We start from the raw sequence: 15,779 nt of genomic DNA on the forward strand, positions 1-15,779 counted from the left end.
TAATGATGATAGTTGTAAACATAACTGTGGAAGATCATGATAATATTAATGGTAAGAAACTTTGTCAGATAACAAACCGGATAGCAACTGGAGATTAGTGACCATTGGTGGTAATTTTATTTATATGCATGCCATTATTATATAGCAGACTACCCTAGCCCCGATAGAAACGGTTACCCCGCAGCAAAAAAGGATAAGCAAAGGCTTTGCGGCCGGAAAGCATGGTGTGAGGAGTATAAGTGGATAGCGGGATTAGCTCCAAAAGAAAAAATACTATAAGAAATGAAGTAATAAGTGAAGTAATGAATTCTCGTTTACGCAATCAGAAAAAACGTTTGATAAGCATCTTATATATAAAGTATCCGATCAGACAGCCGATGGTATCCGCAACAACATCCAACGTTTCCATCGATCTTCCGAGGCCCATCTTTTCCTGAAGAATCTCGGTGATGAATGCATAAATCAGGATGATCTGAAAAAAGTAGGAAAATCTGATCCTGGGAAAGGCAGAAATGAAACAAAAACCCAGCATGGCAAATATACTGACATGCAAAACCTTGTCGATCCCACTGAACATAAACCAATATTCGTGGTTTTCTTCTCCGGGCCTGAGAAGCATATAAGTAAGAAATGCCCAGTAAACGGGCAAAATCTTACTAAATATGTTTGAAATCTTATCCAATGATTTCCTGATATTCTTCTGCAGAAAGCAATTCTGAATGATCTGCACCTTCAGCAACTTCTAATTTGATGATCCATCCGTTTCCATAAGGATCTGTATTCAATAACTCAGGCTGGTCTTCCAAATCTGAATTGAATTCGATTACTTTCCCTGCAATAGGCAAGAACAGATCCGAAACTGTTTTTACAGCTTCTACACTTCCGAAAACGGCACCTCCTTCCAATTCATCATCTACGGTATCTATATCTACATAAACGATATCTCCAAGCTCGCCCTGTGCGAAATCTGTAATACCGATGGTAGCTACGTTACCTTCGATTTTAATCCATTCGTGATCTTTCGTGTACTTTAATTCTGATGGTGTGTTCATTTTTAAATTTTATTTTGTACAAATGTATTCAAAATTCCATAAGGTTCAAATATCGGATATAAAAAATGTCCTTCAAAACTGAAGGACATCCCTATTTATTTTTGTTCTTATTAAAAACCTCCTGAATCCCCGAAGGTAAACGTAGCGGAAATACCGGCCCTAACCGTTGACAGCGGGAAAGCGGTTGATATTTTATATTTGGAAGTCATCTGCTCATAGAATACCCTCAGGTTTAAGTTTTCGGAAACATTATAGTCGGCGGAAACTTTGATGTTCATCAGCCTCTGGCCTCCCGTTACCTGCGAGTCATCCAACAGAATATTGGTTATGCTTGTTCTGCTGTCTCTCAGTGAAAAATCTCCCCTGATATTCAAGTCGGTGCCCTTCCCTTTTCCTCTTCCTCTGACATTGGTCATCCCCAACCTGAAATTCCTGATGATATACCCTACTCTTACGACATATTCACTGTTTGAATCTTCCGTTAAAGTATGGTTAACCAATCCCAATAATAATGTCCGTAACCGGTTGTACTGAATACCGAGCTGGATATTGTTTCTCATGGTCATATCTACCCCGATCAGTGGTGAGAAATTCTCAACATATCCTACCTGAGCGAAAGTAAATGGATTGATATAATCATCATTGATATCCCTCTGGGTAGCATTGAAAGAACTGAGGGAATTGAAATAATCTATACTTGACTGGATTCCCGTTGCCGTATAGGTGGCTTGATAAGCATGCAGGATATCAAATTTTGAGAACTGCCCGTTAATGATAGGGACATTCCTCAACCCTGAATAGGTAATCCTCCAGTTCGGAATCGGAAGTCCTGCTTTCTTAGGATTATCCATCATTTTTACCGTCTTCCCTTCCACTGCTGCACGGAATGCCGGAATTAAAATATAGGCATTTGAAATTCCGTACCCGTCTTTAAATCCGTCCGATTGAAGAGCTCCCGGCATCTGCTGGGATAAGGTTCTTGCATTTTCCCTGATGGCCTGGTAAATAGCCGTCCCGTCCTGGAATGCTGTTTTCAGGAGCACTACAGAATTGGTATAAGTAACCAGATCATTGGCAAAAGTATAATCCGGGTTTGAGAGTCCAGTGATCGGATCCCTGTAATTAAATCCGGTATGGGTAAAATTCCGGTTGTAATTATGTATTGCGCTGAGATCAATCCTCAGATCATTCATCGGCATCACCTGTAAATTGGCCCGAAGTTCCCTCGTTGACATCCGGATGTAAGGATCCGTCATAAAATCTGAATCACTGACCCAGCCATTTTCTATAACCGCCCTTCTGATATCCGCCTGTGAACCCAATAAGAACCCTACTGTCGGACCTCCTCCTGTCTGTCCGTAGCCATACCAGTTCGGAGCAGATAATAGGCCCGGAAGCACCGTTCCGTTATTTTCAGAATAATTAACATCCAATTGCTTGATTGATGTCAGTAAATATGCCATGCTCTGAAGTGGAGTCAGCCTGTTTTTAAACTTATATTTTTTGTATGCATACCTGTTTTTCTCCCAGGCCTGGGTATAAACATTATTCAATGAATCGACCTCCTGCTTACGCTTCTGAAGCTTCGCAGAAACGTTTTTGAAATATTTGAACTGACTGAAGAATTTGGTAAAGTCTGCTGATCCCGTCGCCTGGATCACGTTGGTATTCTGACCGATTGACCCTAGGTTTCCATCCGGACTTGCCAGTAAAACGGTAGATCTTGCATTCCAGTTATAGGTAAATCCGTATCCCAGTTCCGCATCAATGAAATCCAGATAAGGAAGATACTGGAACGGCAGCTTGTAGTTCAACTGTACCCTGTGGTTATACAATACCGGCCTTCCGGCTCTGAATACGTTTCCAAAAATGGACGTATTATCCATGGTATTGACATCCATATTATCGTTCAGCGTTCTGGTAGCGGAATTGATCTCAAGCTTTAAAGATTTAGTAAAGTTGAATCCTAAACCATACTGCCATCCGAAATAAAAATTCCTGTTCTTAAGGGCCCCAAAGTCATCTCCATAATTCCCGTTTAGGATAGCATCAATATTCCTGAACTCCAGTTCATTGTAATTCCTGTCTACTTCTGTCCTGAAAGAGAATCTCGTAGGAACCGGGTTAAAGTTAAATTCTTTTACCCATCTTAAATATTTCGTAGACTTCGCAGTATCGCTGATCATTTTGTTGAACGGACGGATTACCCATGGCTTGAACGTATAGTTGTAATCAACATACCCTCTCAGATACTGCCTGTAATTTCTTTTTGTGTAAATATCCCTGTAGAAATCGTCATTATAAACAGCCGTTACGGAAATGTTTTCCACATCATAGAATTTCGGTTTTCTATTCTGGTTCATCCTTTCTTTATGCATGTTTACCACACCGATACTTCTCTGCTGGGTATAAGTTCTTGCTACTTTTTTCAGCTCCTCCCTGTTAGCCGCTTTCTTAAATTCAACATCGGTATCCAGAGGATTGTACTTCGGATCTTCGATGGTCTGAGAATAAGAATAATTCAACGGGATTTTCACTCCGCTCTTCGCCGGCAACAATTTATCCACATTCACCGCTGTGTTAATACTGAAAGCTGACTGTGTCGATTGGTTTCTTTCCGCCGGTTTAGAATCAATATTTCCAAAGCCTACAGAGGTATAGGATGCACTTGTATTTACGGTCGCAAAATCTCCGAGATTGAAGTTTAAACTCGCGTTTCCTGCATATCCTCCGTCATTTTCAATTTCAGAAAGACGGATTTCGTTGACCCAGAGAATTCTGTCAATCGGTGCTGCACCAAGCTCGCCTCTCGCATAGCCGTTTCTTACCCCGATCATAATTGTAGTAACATTCCCCAGACTCGGGCGCCCCTTGATATATAACTTTCTAAAGGTTCCACCTTCATCAAATGAAGTGTCCATGAGCCTTTTTGTAATATCATTAGGATTATTTTTATCCCTTCTGATTTTAGCATCTACAAAGTCCTGAATGTTCAAATCCACATCATTTTCCATCGGCCAGATTTCCATTGGTGCCGTTGCTGTTGTCGGAGTCATTTTCAAAGCAGATTCATACTCGTAGTAATTATCTGTAGCATCACTTCCGAAACGGATAAAGAACTTAGTGTTCTTATCCAAACCAATTACTCTGTTCGTCGGATCCTGTGCGTGTACAAAAAGTTTAAGCTTTTTATATCTTCTCATATCAAGAGAAGTATTTTTGAACACCCCTTTTGCTTCTGTAGATGCTAAATCTTTAACTTTTAAATATAATGAAGATTCATTTTGTCTCTGAGCTCCTGCATTTCCACTCAATATCTGTCTGTCGATTCCCGGAGGCAGTACATAAGGGGGCTGATTTAATGCATTTTCTTCAATATTCACACTTCCTACCTCCAGATTCTCAATCGTTGTATCATTGTTAAATCCCTCATTGGTTGCAGGATCAGCCTGAGTATTACTTCCAAATACCGCAACATTTTTAGGATACTTTCTCCAATCCGATCTTACAAGATCCATCGTTCCGAATCTTAAGGTCGAAGTCTGGTCAAAACCTTTTAATAATAATCTTGCAAAGCGTACATTATTTAAAACCGAAGGATCAGCGTCACCTGCAGTGGTCACATATTGTGAAACCGGAATTCTGAACAAATACCATTTTACCTGTGAAGTCTGACCATTCTGGAAGGTTGCCTGAACGGTTTTAATATCAACAATATTATTATTTGATCCTAAAGTTAAGCTTCCCGGCGCCAAATCCACTTCATACTGGTTATAGCTTTCACTCTGGTCCAGGTTGTAATCTTTATTGATATCTTCTGCATCCGGAGTCTGTGAAGCTACTTCCAGAGAGTTGCTCTGTGAGTTGCCTTCAGGCCCCCTGAAATATTTGTATCTCTGGATAACGGACGAAGCCTGGTTCCCTGTAAAGCGGTCAGACATATAGAATACAAAATCATCTACTGCCGGATCAGATAAATTCGTCACCGGATTGATGAATGTATTTCCGAATAAAGCCGCTTCCTGATCTGAACTCAAGCCGTCATAACCCAAATCCTGCGCTACCCTGTCCTCCCCTTCACTGGAGAAAGCATATAAAATCGGCGGCTGCTTAGGCTGGGTTCCCCAGTTTGAGCTTGTGGTGGTTGACGAGGCCGAAGCTGTCGGCAATCCGTTTTCGTACTGCATCTGTCCGTCTTTCAGAACATCCTCGGATACATTCCCTAACTGTAATAAAAGTTTTGGAGCGGCACCCAGTGTATTTCCATCGGCATAAGGATCCATCATCCAGAATTCTACATATTCAATATTAGAATTCACAAAATTGGAAACCGAAATCGGTCTCATGATCCCGGCCCATCGCTGTGCCGTGCTTTCGGTTGCCGGGTTTGAGTTGTAAGGTCCTTTTTCTGTAGGATAATAGGAAATATCGAAAGTATTCGTAAATGTCTGTTCACCCGCAACAAAATCACGGTTGTTGAAGATTTCGGAAAACTGAACCCTTCTTGAGGCGTGATTAGACACTGACTGTGGTGTAATACCGGTCGGCGCTTTTCCTCCTACTCCCCAGAATCTCGGGTCGATGTTGTACCATGATAACAAACCTCTTCCATAACCTTCTCTTATGTCATTATTTTTTCCGGCTCCTGCAAAAAGAGGATCCGACTGGTTTCTTTCAGGTTTCGAAGCCAGGCTCCAAGCTGTCGGTTCCTTTAAAGTAATTTTTGAGGTGGTCTGTTCGAAATCATCAATATAAGACTGATCATTGATTCCTTTATTGAGTCCCGGAAGCAGATAAGCGGCTTCCATTTTGAAGTTCAGATTTGAAGGTGCTTCGGTATTGACCAGCGGGATCTTATCCGTTAATCTGGTCAGGAACGGGAGCTGGTTGTTGTACATCAGATTGATACCGGCCATGGTATTGTTTACGGCTTCCTGACCGTAATTTACTTTCTGGGTCAGCGGAGACTCGGAATAATTGACAACGGTTCCGCCTAAAATAAAGTTTTCATTAAACCTTCTTTCTAAATTCACTCCCAGAAAGCGTTTTCTCTGGGTATTGAAAGTCAGTTGATTTTCCAGTGAAATATTAATCGCCTGACCTGATTGTTTTACCTGGTCATTAATAATCGTTACGGTTCCCAGCATGTAATCCACGGTATAGTCGATTCCTTCTGTCAGCTGTACGCCGTTTGCAGAAACTTTTACTGAACCCTGCGGAACATTCACAGCCCCTAATGAGATTCCCTGGCCCTGGGTTCCTTTATACCGGCCTTCAATGGTGTAACGCTGCGCCAGATTACTGGAAGTAGCCACCTGCTTCTGCTGGTTATACAAGTCTGAAAATACATACTGAGGATCGTTACTTCCGATCACATTCTGAATAAAGCTTCCGAAAGGCTGAACTTTGGTAAAGATCACCTTCCCGGTTTCCGGCCTGATGGTAATGCCGTTGACAAAGTCAAAAATACCGTCTCCGGTTGACCCTCCGTTATTCTGTAAATCCCCGTTGGCATTCAGCCTGTCCCAGTTTAATAATTTAATTAAAGGCTGGCTCCGGATCTGCTCGTTATTGTTAACCGGAAGATAATTTACCTTACCTCCGGACTGGGGATCCCTGTATAAAACGTTCAGAATAAATCCGTCCTGGTTTACCTGTCCGGCATCCAGGGAATAGATGTTTTTCATCATCAGATTCCACATCGGAGAAGAGGTCTTTACGGTCGTGTTCGGTTTTAAGAGCTTAGTTACCAAAACCGTACTTTCTTCAGAGAATTCCCCTACTTTATACACCTGGTTGCTTCCGTTTACCGTGTAGGAAAATGAAACTCCCAAAAGCTGGTTGTCATTCAGTCTCTGGTTTAATGAAATGTACCCTAACTGCGGCTGAACTATATATTCGTTCTGATTTAATCTTCTTGCTTTCTTGTTAAAAATAAAATGCTCTCCGTCTACATACGGTTCCGTACCTCCTGAAGAAACCGGAAGATTGGCGCCCTTGATTGCATTATAGGCTGTACTCGCATCCCTGAGTCCGGGTAAACCGTTCACTGTAGAATACAGATTCAAACCCGGCTGATCATTATTCGGCAGAATGCCCGGAGCATCCCCTAAATCCCTGATCCCGACAATACTTTTCTGATATTGTAAATTACTGTTCCCCTGATCCAATACCCAGACTTCCATCCTGGTGATGCTTATTTTTGAGTTGATCTGAGGATAGTTCAGCAAGGAATTATCATAACTGTCAAGGAAATAATGTCCTATAAAATAATGCTGGTTGTCTTCATAATCAATGGCATTCAGCTTGAAGTTATTCAGGACGCCGCCGCCCTGAACCGTAATATTTCTTGCTTCTCCCTGCTGTTGGGATAAAACCACCGTCCCATATGTTTTTCCCATCTGAAACTCGGTCTTCACCCCAAATAACGACTGGGAACCGCGTATCAAACTGGTTGACAGCGGCATATTCACGTTACCGAATTCTACTCTTTTAATGATTTTATCTTCTCCTCCTGCACTCGGCTTATCCACATCCTGGAGCCCTTTCTGCTGAAGGTCTTTCCAGCTTCCTTTAGCCTGCCAGACCAGGTTCATCCTGTTCTCGAAGGCAAAACCACTCTGGGTATCATAATTGGCTTTCAGCTGGAGGTTTTCTCCTACTTTTCCTAATAAACCCAACTGGATCCTCTGGTCGATATCAAACGTAAAGCTGGTTCTGTTCTGTGGCAGAATCAGAGGGTTGTCAATCTTTTGATATAATCCGCCGAAATCAAACGAAGCATATCCCGAAGGAATAATTTCAATCTTATTGCTTCCGAAAATGGTTTCAAAAAGCCTGTTGTTGATCTGTAAGGAAGGAATCAATCCTTTTCTTGCCGCATCGCTTTTGTCTTTCCTGAACATCAGACTGTAGCGGTCTGATTTTTCCTTGTAATAGGCACGCGTCTGTTCCGCCATCATGAACTCCTTATAATCTTCAGGAGACATGGCAGTCGGTGGCCCGGTTATTGTATTTCCTACTTTAGGATATACGAAATACATCCCTGTTTTTATATCATAATAAGCCTCATACTGTGTAGGATCGGCCAGTTGATAGTCTTTTTTTATGATCGCTGTGTCACGGACCGGCGGTCTCTGCTGTGCAAAAGTAAATACTGATACACATAAAAACGACAGGAACAAAAATATGTTGAGATACTTATTATTTGCCACCAAATGTTAAATGTTTTTTAAAATTTGTTTTACCAATTCTTCTATTGTAATATCGGGATTCTGTTTTATAATCCTGTCCGCAATCTTCTCGCTCATCCGTTTCGGAATCCCCAAAACTTCTAATGCAGATAACGATTCTTCCTTTACTTTATTATTTGCATAGGTAGAAATATTTTCATCCGGATTACTGAATTTCTGCACTTTATCCTTTAGGTCGACAATAATTCTTTCCGCCGTTTTTACCCCAAGCCCTTTGGCTTTCTGAATCAATGCGCTGTTTTTGGAAAGTATAGCTGAGGCTATTTCATCGAGACTTAATGTTGACAATAAGATAAGGGCCGAAACAGCGCCTACTCCGTTAACACTTATTAAGAGATTGAACATTTCTTTTTCTGAACGGGTATTAAATCCGAAAAGCAAATGAGCATCTTCTCTGATGATCTGCTGAATAAAAAGGAAGGTCTCCCGGTTGACAGCAAGTGTCTGTGAAGTCATTAGACTTATACCAACATAGTAACCAACTCCCTGTACGTTGATCACTGCATAGGTAGGTGTAAGTTCCTGAACAGTGCCTTGTAGTGAAAATATCATTATTAATTTTTAAAACTCCCAAATATAGCAAATTAAACTAAGTAATGTTTTCATTTAACACACGAATGGTTTTTAACTTAATTTTTAATGACGATTTTAAAGATCGTGTATAAAAACAAAAGACTTCAAAAAATTGAAGCCTTTGTTTAAGTATGTGTATTGAGATTATTTAATTACATATTCCCATTTTAAATAGTTGCCTGTCCCTTTTTCTCTCTTTTCTGGGCATCCAGAACGGCAATGGTGGCCAGATTCACGATCTCATCGACGCTCGAACGCATCTGCAGTACGTGAACAGGCTGCTTTAACCCCATCAAAATCGGCCCGATGACCTGCGCCACTTTCATTCCTCTGATAATTTTGTATGATAAGTTCGCACTTTCAAGATTCGGGAAGATAAAAGTATTGGCCGGCGTTGTTCCTAATTTTGAGAAAGGATAGTCGCTTAGATGGTCGGCATTCATGGCGAAATCCGGCTGGATTTCTCCGTCAACCACCATTTTAGGATATTTTTCGTGAAGGATGCTTACCGCTTTTGCTACTTTTTTGGACGTTTCCGAAATTGCTGCAAAGTTTTCAAACCCAAGCATGGCAATTCTCGGCTCAATGGCAAAAGATTTCACTGTGATTTCCGCCATTTTAGCAATATTGACCAGATCTTCGGCTGTAGGATTTTGGTTTACGGAGGTATCTGCAAAGAAGATCGGTTTCTTTTCAGAAAGGATCATCATCATAGCCGCCACTTTATCAACACCTTTGTCTTTTTCAATGATTTCCAGAACCGGTCTTAAAACAGAGACATAGTTTTTAGAGAAACCGACAATTAATCCGTCCGTATCGCCATGCCTTAACATCAGAGGCCCGAAGTAATCCCTCTGGCGAACGAATCTTTTTGCTTTGTATTCATTCATCCCTTTTCTCTGACGAAGTTTCCAAAGCGTTTCCCTGTATTTTTTGCGGTTTTCTTTCTGGTCGTCATCGCTCGGATCGATAATCGGTACATCAAGACTGATGCCGAAACGCTCCATCTGCTCCTGGATATATTTTTTGTTTCCTAAAAGACTTGGATAGGCAATCCCTTCTTCATAAAGGATCTGTGCCGCTTTCAATACATTGTATTCTTCTGCATTTCCTAAAGTAATCCTTTTGGGATTGGCTTTCGCACGGCTCTGCATCATCCTTACCAGCTTCTCGTCCCTTCCCATTCTGTCCAGAAGGCTGTTTTCATATTCATCAAAGTCGGCAATTGTTTTTCCGGCAATACCGCTGTCAATGGCAGCTTTAGCTACCGCACTAGACACCTTCGTGATCAAACGGTTATCAAACGGCTTAGGGATAAAATACTCTCTGCCGAACTGTAAATTCTGAACGTTATATGCTAAAATTACAGCTTCAGGAACCGGTTCTTTAGCCAGATCTGCAATTGCTTTTACGGCGGCCAGCTTCATTTCTTCATTGATCCCTTTTGCCTGAACATCCAACGCTCCGCGAAAGATATAAGGGAACCCTAATACATTATTAACCTGGTTAGGATAATCGCTTCTTCCGGTAGCCATGATCACATCCTTACGGGTTTCAAGCGCAACATCATAAGCAATTTCCGGATCTGGATTGGCCAAGGCAAATACAATCGGATTTTCGCTCATGCTTAACAGCATTTCGGGAGTCATGACATTTCCTTTGGATAATCCGATGAAAACGTCTGAGCCTTTTACGGCATCCTCCAGGGTATCAATATCCGTATTGGCAACGAAATCTATTTTTTCAGGGGTAAGGTTTTCTCTTTTGTGATTGATTACGCCTTTGCTGTCGCACATCAATACATTTTCTCTTTTTAAACCTAAAGAAATATATAAATTGGTACAGGCAATGGCCGCAGCTCCCGCTCCGTTTACCACCACTTTCACCTCTTCGATCTTCTTATTTGCAATCTGCAGTGAATTAATCAGTGCCGCTGCAGAAATAATAGCCGTTCCGTGCTGGTCGTCGTGCATTAACGGAATATCCAGCTCTTCCTTCAACCGCTGTTCGATATAAAATGCTTCAGGCGCTTTGATGTCTTCCAGGTTGATCCCTCCGAAAGTCGGGGCAATCCCTTTGACAATATCGATAAATTTATCGGGGTCTTTTTCATTGATCTCAATATCAAAAACATTGATATCCGCAAAAATTTTGAACAGAAGACCTTTTCCTTCCATCACCGGTTTTGAAGCCTCCGCACCGATATCTCCCAATCCCAGCACTGCCGTACCGTTAGAAATTACCGCCACCAGGTTTCCCTTACCTGTGTAGTCGTATACTGTTTCCGGCTTGTTATGGATTTCCATACAGGGAACGGCAACTCCCGGTGAATATGCCAGTGACAGATCTCTCTGGGAAGAGTGCGGTTTTGAAGGGATTACTTCAATTTTTCCTTTAGGTTCAGCTTTATGATAATCTAACGCGGCCTGATTGAAATTCTTTTCGTCGCGTTGGTTTTTTTTTGACATATTGAATGTTTTTTATTTATAATATATATTGGATATGGTAACTGACTAAACTTTCGATAGGTTTCTGTACAATCTGTCCCACATTTAAATTGAGCTCCGCCGCTGCAGAACGCAGAATATCTTCATAGTAATACGCAATTGAACCGATAAAATTAATTTCGGCATCTTTTGATTCTTCATACGGCAATACCTGGTAATCGAAGAAATTCAGCATTTCATCAAAAACCATTTTTTTGAAATAAGGATGGTCCTTTCTTTCTACCACAAATTTATTGAAATCGGCCAGGTATGCATTCGGGCGTGATGTATGATACATATTTTTAAGTGCCTCATCTACCGTCAGCTTATACGTTTCTTCAAATTCAGAAGACAGGTCTTGCGGCAGTTTCTGCATAAAGAATCTCCGCACCAATTGTTTTCCGATAGAGCTCCCGCTTCCTTCGTCACCAACGAGGAAACCAAGAGACGGCAGTTTAATTTTTACGTGTTCACCATCAAAAAAACAGGAATTGGATCCTGTTCCCAGGATACAGACGATGGCAGGCGTCCCTCTGTAAGCAGCATAGGCCGCTGCTGTCAGGTCTTCTTTGGCTTTTATTTCCGCATGAATAAAGAACTTCTCCAGCTCTCTTTCAATAATGGCGCAATTCTCCGGGATACCGCAGCCGGAACCATAGAAGAAAACTTTTTTAATAGAATTCTTCACCGATCCCAGACTGACGTTTTTCTCAATCTCGGGAACAATAAGCTCTGCTGCAATGTTATTAGGATTAAAACCAATGGTTTCGGTTTTTAAAAAGACCTTGTTAAAGTCATCCAAAATTACCCAATCACATTTTGTAGATCCACCATCAACAATAGCAACCATATTTTAGATTTTAGTTTAAGGATGCTAAATTAGGAATTAATCTTTAAACGGCCTTTACAAACAGCATGGAAGCTGTCTAAAATCATCAATGTTTTATATCAGTTTTATTTTCGCTGAACTGTACCAGCCAGTCTTCGATTTCTTCTTCCAGATAGGAAGCCTGCAGAATCATCGCATTGATAAAATCATCCGGAACGGATTTACCATCAGAATTTTCGAGGCTCCAGAGTTCATTAGACATATTTTCATATTCTGAATACACCCGCCGGAAACGGGAATTTTCTCTTTCAAGAGTCGCAATATTTTCCTGCTGGAGCTGGAATTTTCTGTATTTGTTTTGATGTTTCATACAAATAATATTAATATTTAGCGGTAAAATTTTAGATATTATACCTACCTTCAGGCACTACAAGATAGAAAAACCATCAACATAAATTGTTGACAATGAATTTATTATCAGGTACGGGTTTCTTTATTCAGAAAATTAAATTTAGAAATTATTTTGAATTTAAAAAAATTTTTAACATCTTTTTTCAGTGTTTAACATATAGTTATAAATTTGCATACCATATCAATTGAATGAGAGATTTACTATTACGTCAGAAGCAGGTTCTGTTCTTCATTATAGCAGGAGGGCTGAGCGCTATTGTAGAAATCGGGAGTTTTAAGTTCCTGAGCACTTCCCTTCCTCACTTTTTTCCGCGTGAGACCAATTTTCACGGAGTGCACTATCCCCTGAGTAATATCTTCTCGACCAGCTGCGGCATTATCACCAATTATTTTCTGAGCATCTGGTTTGTTTTTGAAAGAGGCAAGCATTCCAAACGAAAAGAATTCGCCTACTTCATGATGGTCTCCTTTATTTCCACTTTATTGAGCCTGGGGTTTTTCCAGATTTTTTACAGTTATGTTTTTAAGGATAATATTGATCTTATGGTATATACTTTAAGTCCGGAAGTCATCAGTAAGATCGCAGCCATCCTGCTCGTTTCGGTTCTTAATTATTCGATCAAGAAAAAAATAATTTTTAACGGATAATGACGAAAGCTTTAAACTATCTCTGGAGATTCTGGCTTTTGCTGCTCGCATTTGTTTTCACGATCCTTTTCGGAATTCCTGTCTACATTTTATCTTTTAACAAGAAACACTACCGCTATGCGTACCGGTTCATCAGGTATTGGAGCTACTGTATGTTTTTCGGAATGGGTTTACGCTACGAACTTCAGAAACTTTCTGAACAGAAGCTTGATAAAAACCAGCAGTATGTTTTCATTTCCAATCACACCTCGATTATGGATATTATGCTGATGTGCATTTTATGCGCTGATCATCCGGTATGTTTCGTAGGAAAAAAAGAACTGGTAAAAATCCCTATTTTCGGGACCATTTATAAAAGGATCTGTGTCATGGTAGACCGTAAAAGCGCCAGAAGCCGTGCCGATGTATACCGAAGATGCGCAGAAAAAATGGAAGAAGGAAACAGCATTGTCATTTTTCCGGAAGGCGGTGTTCCGGATGATACTTCTGTTATCCTGGATGAATTTAAAGACGGAGCCTTTACTCTCTCTTCGAAGCATAATTCCCCGATCGTTATTTTTACTTTTACCGGATTGAAGGAAATTTTTCCGTTTAAAAGTTCAGAAGGTCATCCCGGTAAAGCAAAGGTTTATTTTAACGGTATTCTCAATCCTTCAGCGTCACCGAAAGAGCTTAAAATGTCTTCTTTTGAGACCATAAAAAAAACTTTACTGGAATATAATAATCGGAAGAAATAATATATATTTGTTTTTCTTAATTTTTATGATATGGATGCAAATCAACAGCAGACCAAGTGGTCTCAATTTCTATCTTTAATTGTTGTCTTCTTCTTCTGGGGATTTGTTGCGGCAAGTAATGATATATTAATCCCGGTATTCAAGAAATGGTTTGTCCTGTCTCAGGTTCAGAGCCAGCTGGTGGCCTGGGCATTTTATGTTGCCTATTTCGTGGGATCAGTTATATTCTTTCTGATTTCTTTAAAAAGTGATATTCTTCAAAAATTCGGATATAAGAAAACACTGGCTGTAGGATTAGGGCTTTCCGCTTTGGGAGCATTCTTATTTGTTCCTGCTGCCTCTGCTGCCAGCTTCTGGTTTTTCCTTACAGCTTTATTTATTGTCGGATTAGGCTTTTCGGTACAGCAGATTGTTGCGAATCCATTAGCAATTAAGATGGGAAGCCCGAGAACGGGAGCCCACCGTCTGACTTTAGCGGGCGGAATCAACTCTTTGGGAACCACCATAGGTCCGATTCTGGTAGGTATTGCCCTTTTCGGAATGGGAAATAAAGAGGAAACCGTTAAAAATGATAACCTCACTAAAATCGAGATCGTAAAGACTGAATACGTGACGCATAAGAATGAACTTAGTGCCAATATTGCAGAACTGAAAAAGGACAGTCAGGATGACCCGGCTTCCATCAACGAAACGGTTACAAAATTAGAACAGAATATTAGTGAACTGGATAAGCAGATTGTCGTAATAGATCAGAATCCTGATGATTCAAAGGTTGATGCTTATAACTCAAAACTGAGCGAAATCAAACAGAAATCGACCAACATTTCTTATCCTTTGGGATTTGTAAAGGAAAATCTTAAAATGGTTAAGATCCCTTTTATTGTTTTGGGTATTGCGTTTATTTTTGTGGCGATCTTTATGCTTTTCTCAAAAATTGAAGATCCTGTTAAAGACGAAGAGGTTAAAACAGATGATGCAGATACCAAATTCAGTATTTTTAATTACCCTCAACTGTATCTAGGCATGCTCGCGATCTTTATCTATGTAGGCGTAGAGGTTTCCATCATCAGTAACCTGCCTGCACTTTTACATACAAAAGAATTCGGCGGGGTTCTGGAACATAATATTGCGCCGTTTGTTTCTTTATACTGGGGGAGTTTGATGATCGGCCGATGGAACGGAAGTATCAATGTTTTCAATATCTCCAAGGCAACTAATATGATCCTGAAATTCATTGTCCCTTTCATTGCATTCGGAATTATTATCGTAGCCAATGAACTGAGCGGTAAAGACGTTTCTTCATTCTATATTTACGCCATATGGATCGTTGCATTTATCATCATGAGCTTTATCGGCGGTAAAAACCCGGGCAGAACGCTTATGATTTTTGGGGTAGCCGGCATATTAATGATGTTTTTGGGACTGGTATATCCGGATAAAGAGATTGCAAAATATTTCTTTATATCAGGCGGGCTTTTCTGCTCGATTATGTGGCCGTCTATTTTTGACCTTGCGATTGCAGGGCTTGGAAAGAATACCGGAAAGGGATCTTCTTTCCTTGTGATGATGATCCTGGGAGGAGGTATTATTCCTTTAATCCAGGGTTGGATCTGTGATTTTGACAAATCCAGTCCCGAAGGAATCATGGGGCTTACCTGGACACATTTTTCATATGTCATCCCTATCCTGTGTTTTGTTTACCTTGCTTTTTACGGATTCGTTACCCCGAGAATTTTAAAAAGACAGGGAATAGAAATGGAAGAATCTACATCAGGTGGACACTAAAAAGA

10 protein-coding genes are annotated in these 15,779 nt (G+C 40.6%); 3 read left to right on the forward strand and 7 right to left on the reverse strand.

Going from position 1 to position 15,779, the window contains the following annotated elements:
• Window positions 1-322 precede the first annotated feature (322 nt).
• From H561_RS0110970 to H561_RS0111000, 7 genes are all read right to left on the reverse strand, one after another.
• Entirely contained in the window at window positions 323-649 is a 327-nt protein-coding gene (locus H561_RS0110970; protein ID WP_034762064.1) for a VanZ family protein, read from the reverse strand.
• Between the two features lie 25 nt (window positions 650-674).
• A complete protein-coding gene (gene gcvH, locus H561_RS0110975; protein WP_027387050.1) occupies window positions 675-1,052 on the reverse strand; it encodes a glycine cleavage system protein GcvH in 378 nt (125 codons plus the stop codon).
• A 110-nt stretch (window positions 1,053-1,162) separates the two neighbouring features.
• The gene (gene sov, locus H561_RS0110980; RefSeq protein WP_027387051.1) at window positions 1,163-8,266 is read right to left on the reverse strand and encodes a T9SS outer membrane translocon Sov/SprA; all 7,104 of its coding nucleotides are present in this window, start codon (window positions 8,264-8,266) and stop codon (window positions 1,163-1,165) included.
• 6 nt (window positions 8,267-8,272) lie between these two features.
• On the reverse strand, window positions 8,273-8,857 hold the full coding sequence (gene ruvA / locus H561_RS0110985; protein WP_027387052.1) for a Holliday junction branch migration protein RuvA: 585 nt from the start codon (window positions 8,855-8,857) through the stop codon (window positions 8,273-8,275).
• Window positions 8,858-9,045: 188 nt separating this feature from the next.
• A complete protein-coding gene (locus H561_RS0110990; protein WP_027387053.1) occupies window positions 9,046-11,346 on the reverse strand; it encodes an NADP-dependent malic enzyme in 2,301 nt (766 codons plus the stop codon).
• 16 nt (window positions 11,347-11,362) lie between these two features.
• Window positions 11,363-12,214, reverse strand: coding sequence for a BadF/BadG/BcrA/BcrD ATPase family protein (locus tag H561_RS0110995; RefSeq protein WP_027387054.1), 852 nt, complete (start codon window positions 12,212-12,214; stop codon window positions 11,363-11,365).
• Window positions 12,215-12,299: 85 nt separating this feature from the next.
• The gene (locus H561_RS0111000; RefSeq protein WP_027387055.1) at window positions 12,300-12,563 is read right to left on the reverse strand and encodes a hypothetical protein; all 264 of its coding nucleotides are present in this window, start codon (window positions 12,561-12,563) and stop codon (window positions 12,300-12,302) included.
• Window positions 12,564-12,793: 230 nt separating this feature from the next.
• Here H561_RS0111000 and H561_RS0111005 point away from each other — a divergent pair, with 230 nt between their 5' ends.
• The 3 genes from H561_RS0111005 to H561_RS24290 are packed head-to-tail and all read left to right on the forward strand — an operon-like array spanning window position 12,794 to window position 15,774.
• The gene (locus H561_RS0111005) at window positions 12,794-13,252 is read left to right on the forward strand and encodes a GtrA family protein (RefSeq protein WP_027387056.1); all 459 of its coding nucleotides are present in this window, start codon (window positions 12,794-12,796) and stop codon (window positions 13,250-13,252) included.
• Window positions 13,252-13,989 (forward strand): lysophospholipid acyltransferase family protein, encoded by a 738-nt coding sequence (locus tag H561_RS0111010; protein WP_027387057.1) that lies wholly within the window; start codon window positions 13,252-13,254, stop codon window positions 13,987-13,989. Before H561_RS0111005 ends, H561_RS0111010 begins: the two co-directional genes overlap by 1 nt.
• A gap of 30 nt (window positions 13,990-14,019) precedes the next feature.
• Window positions 14,020-15,774, forward strand: a complete 1,755-nt coding sequence (locus H561_RS24290) for an MFS transporter (protein ID WP_027387058.1) — start codon at window positions 14,020-14,022, stop codon at window positions 15,772-15,774.
• The last annotated feature ends 5 nt before the right edge of the window (window positions 15,775-15,779 follow it).

Origin of the sequence: Chryseobacterium gregarium DSM 19109 (genome assembly GCF_000430845.1) — a bacterium.
In the GTDB taxonomy this organism is placed as follows: Bacteria; Bacteroidota; Bacteroidia; order Flavobacteriales; family Weeksellaceae; genus Chryseobacterium; species Chryseobacterium gregarium.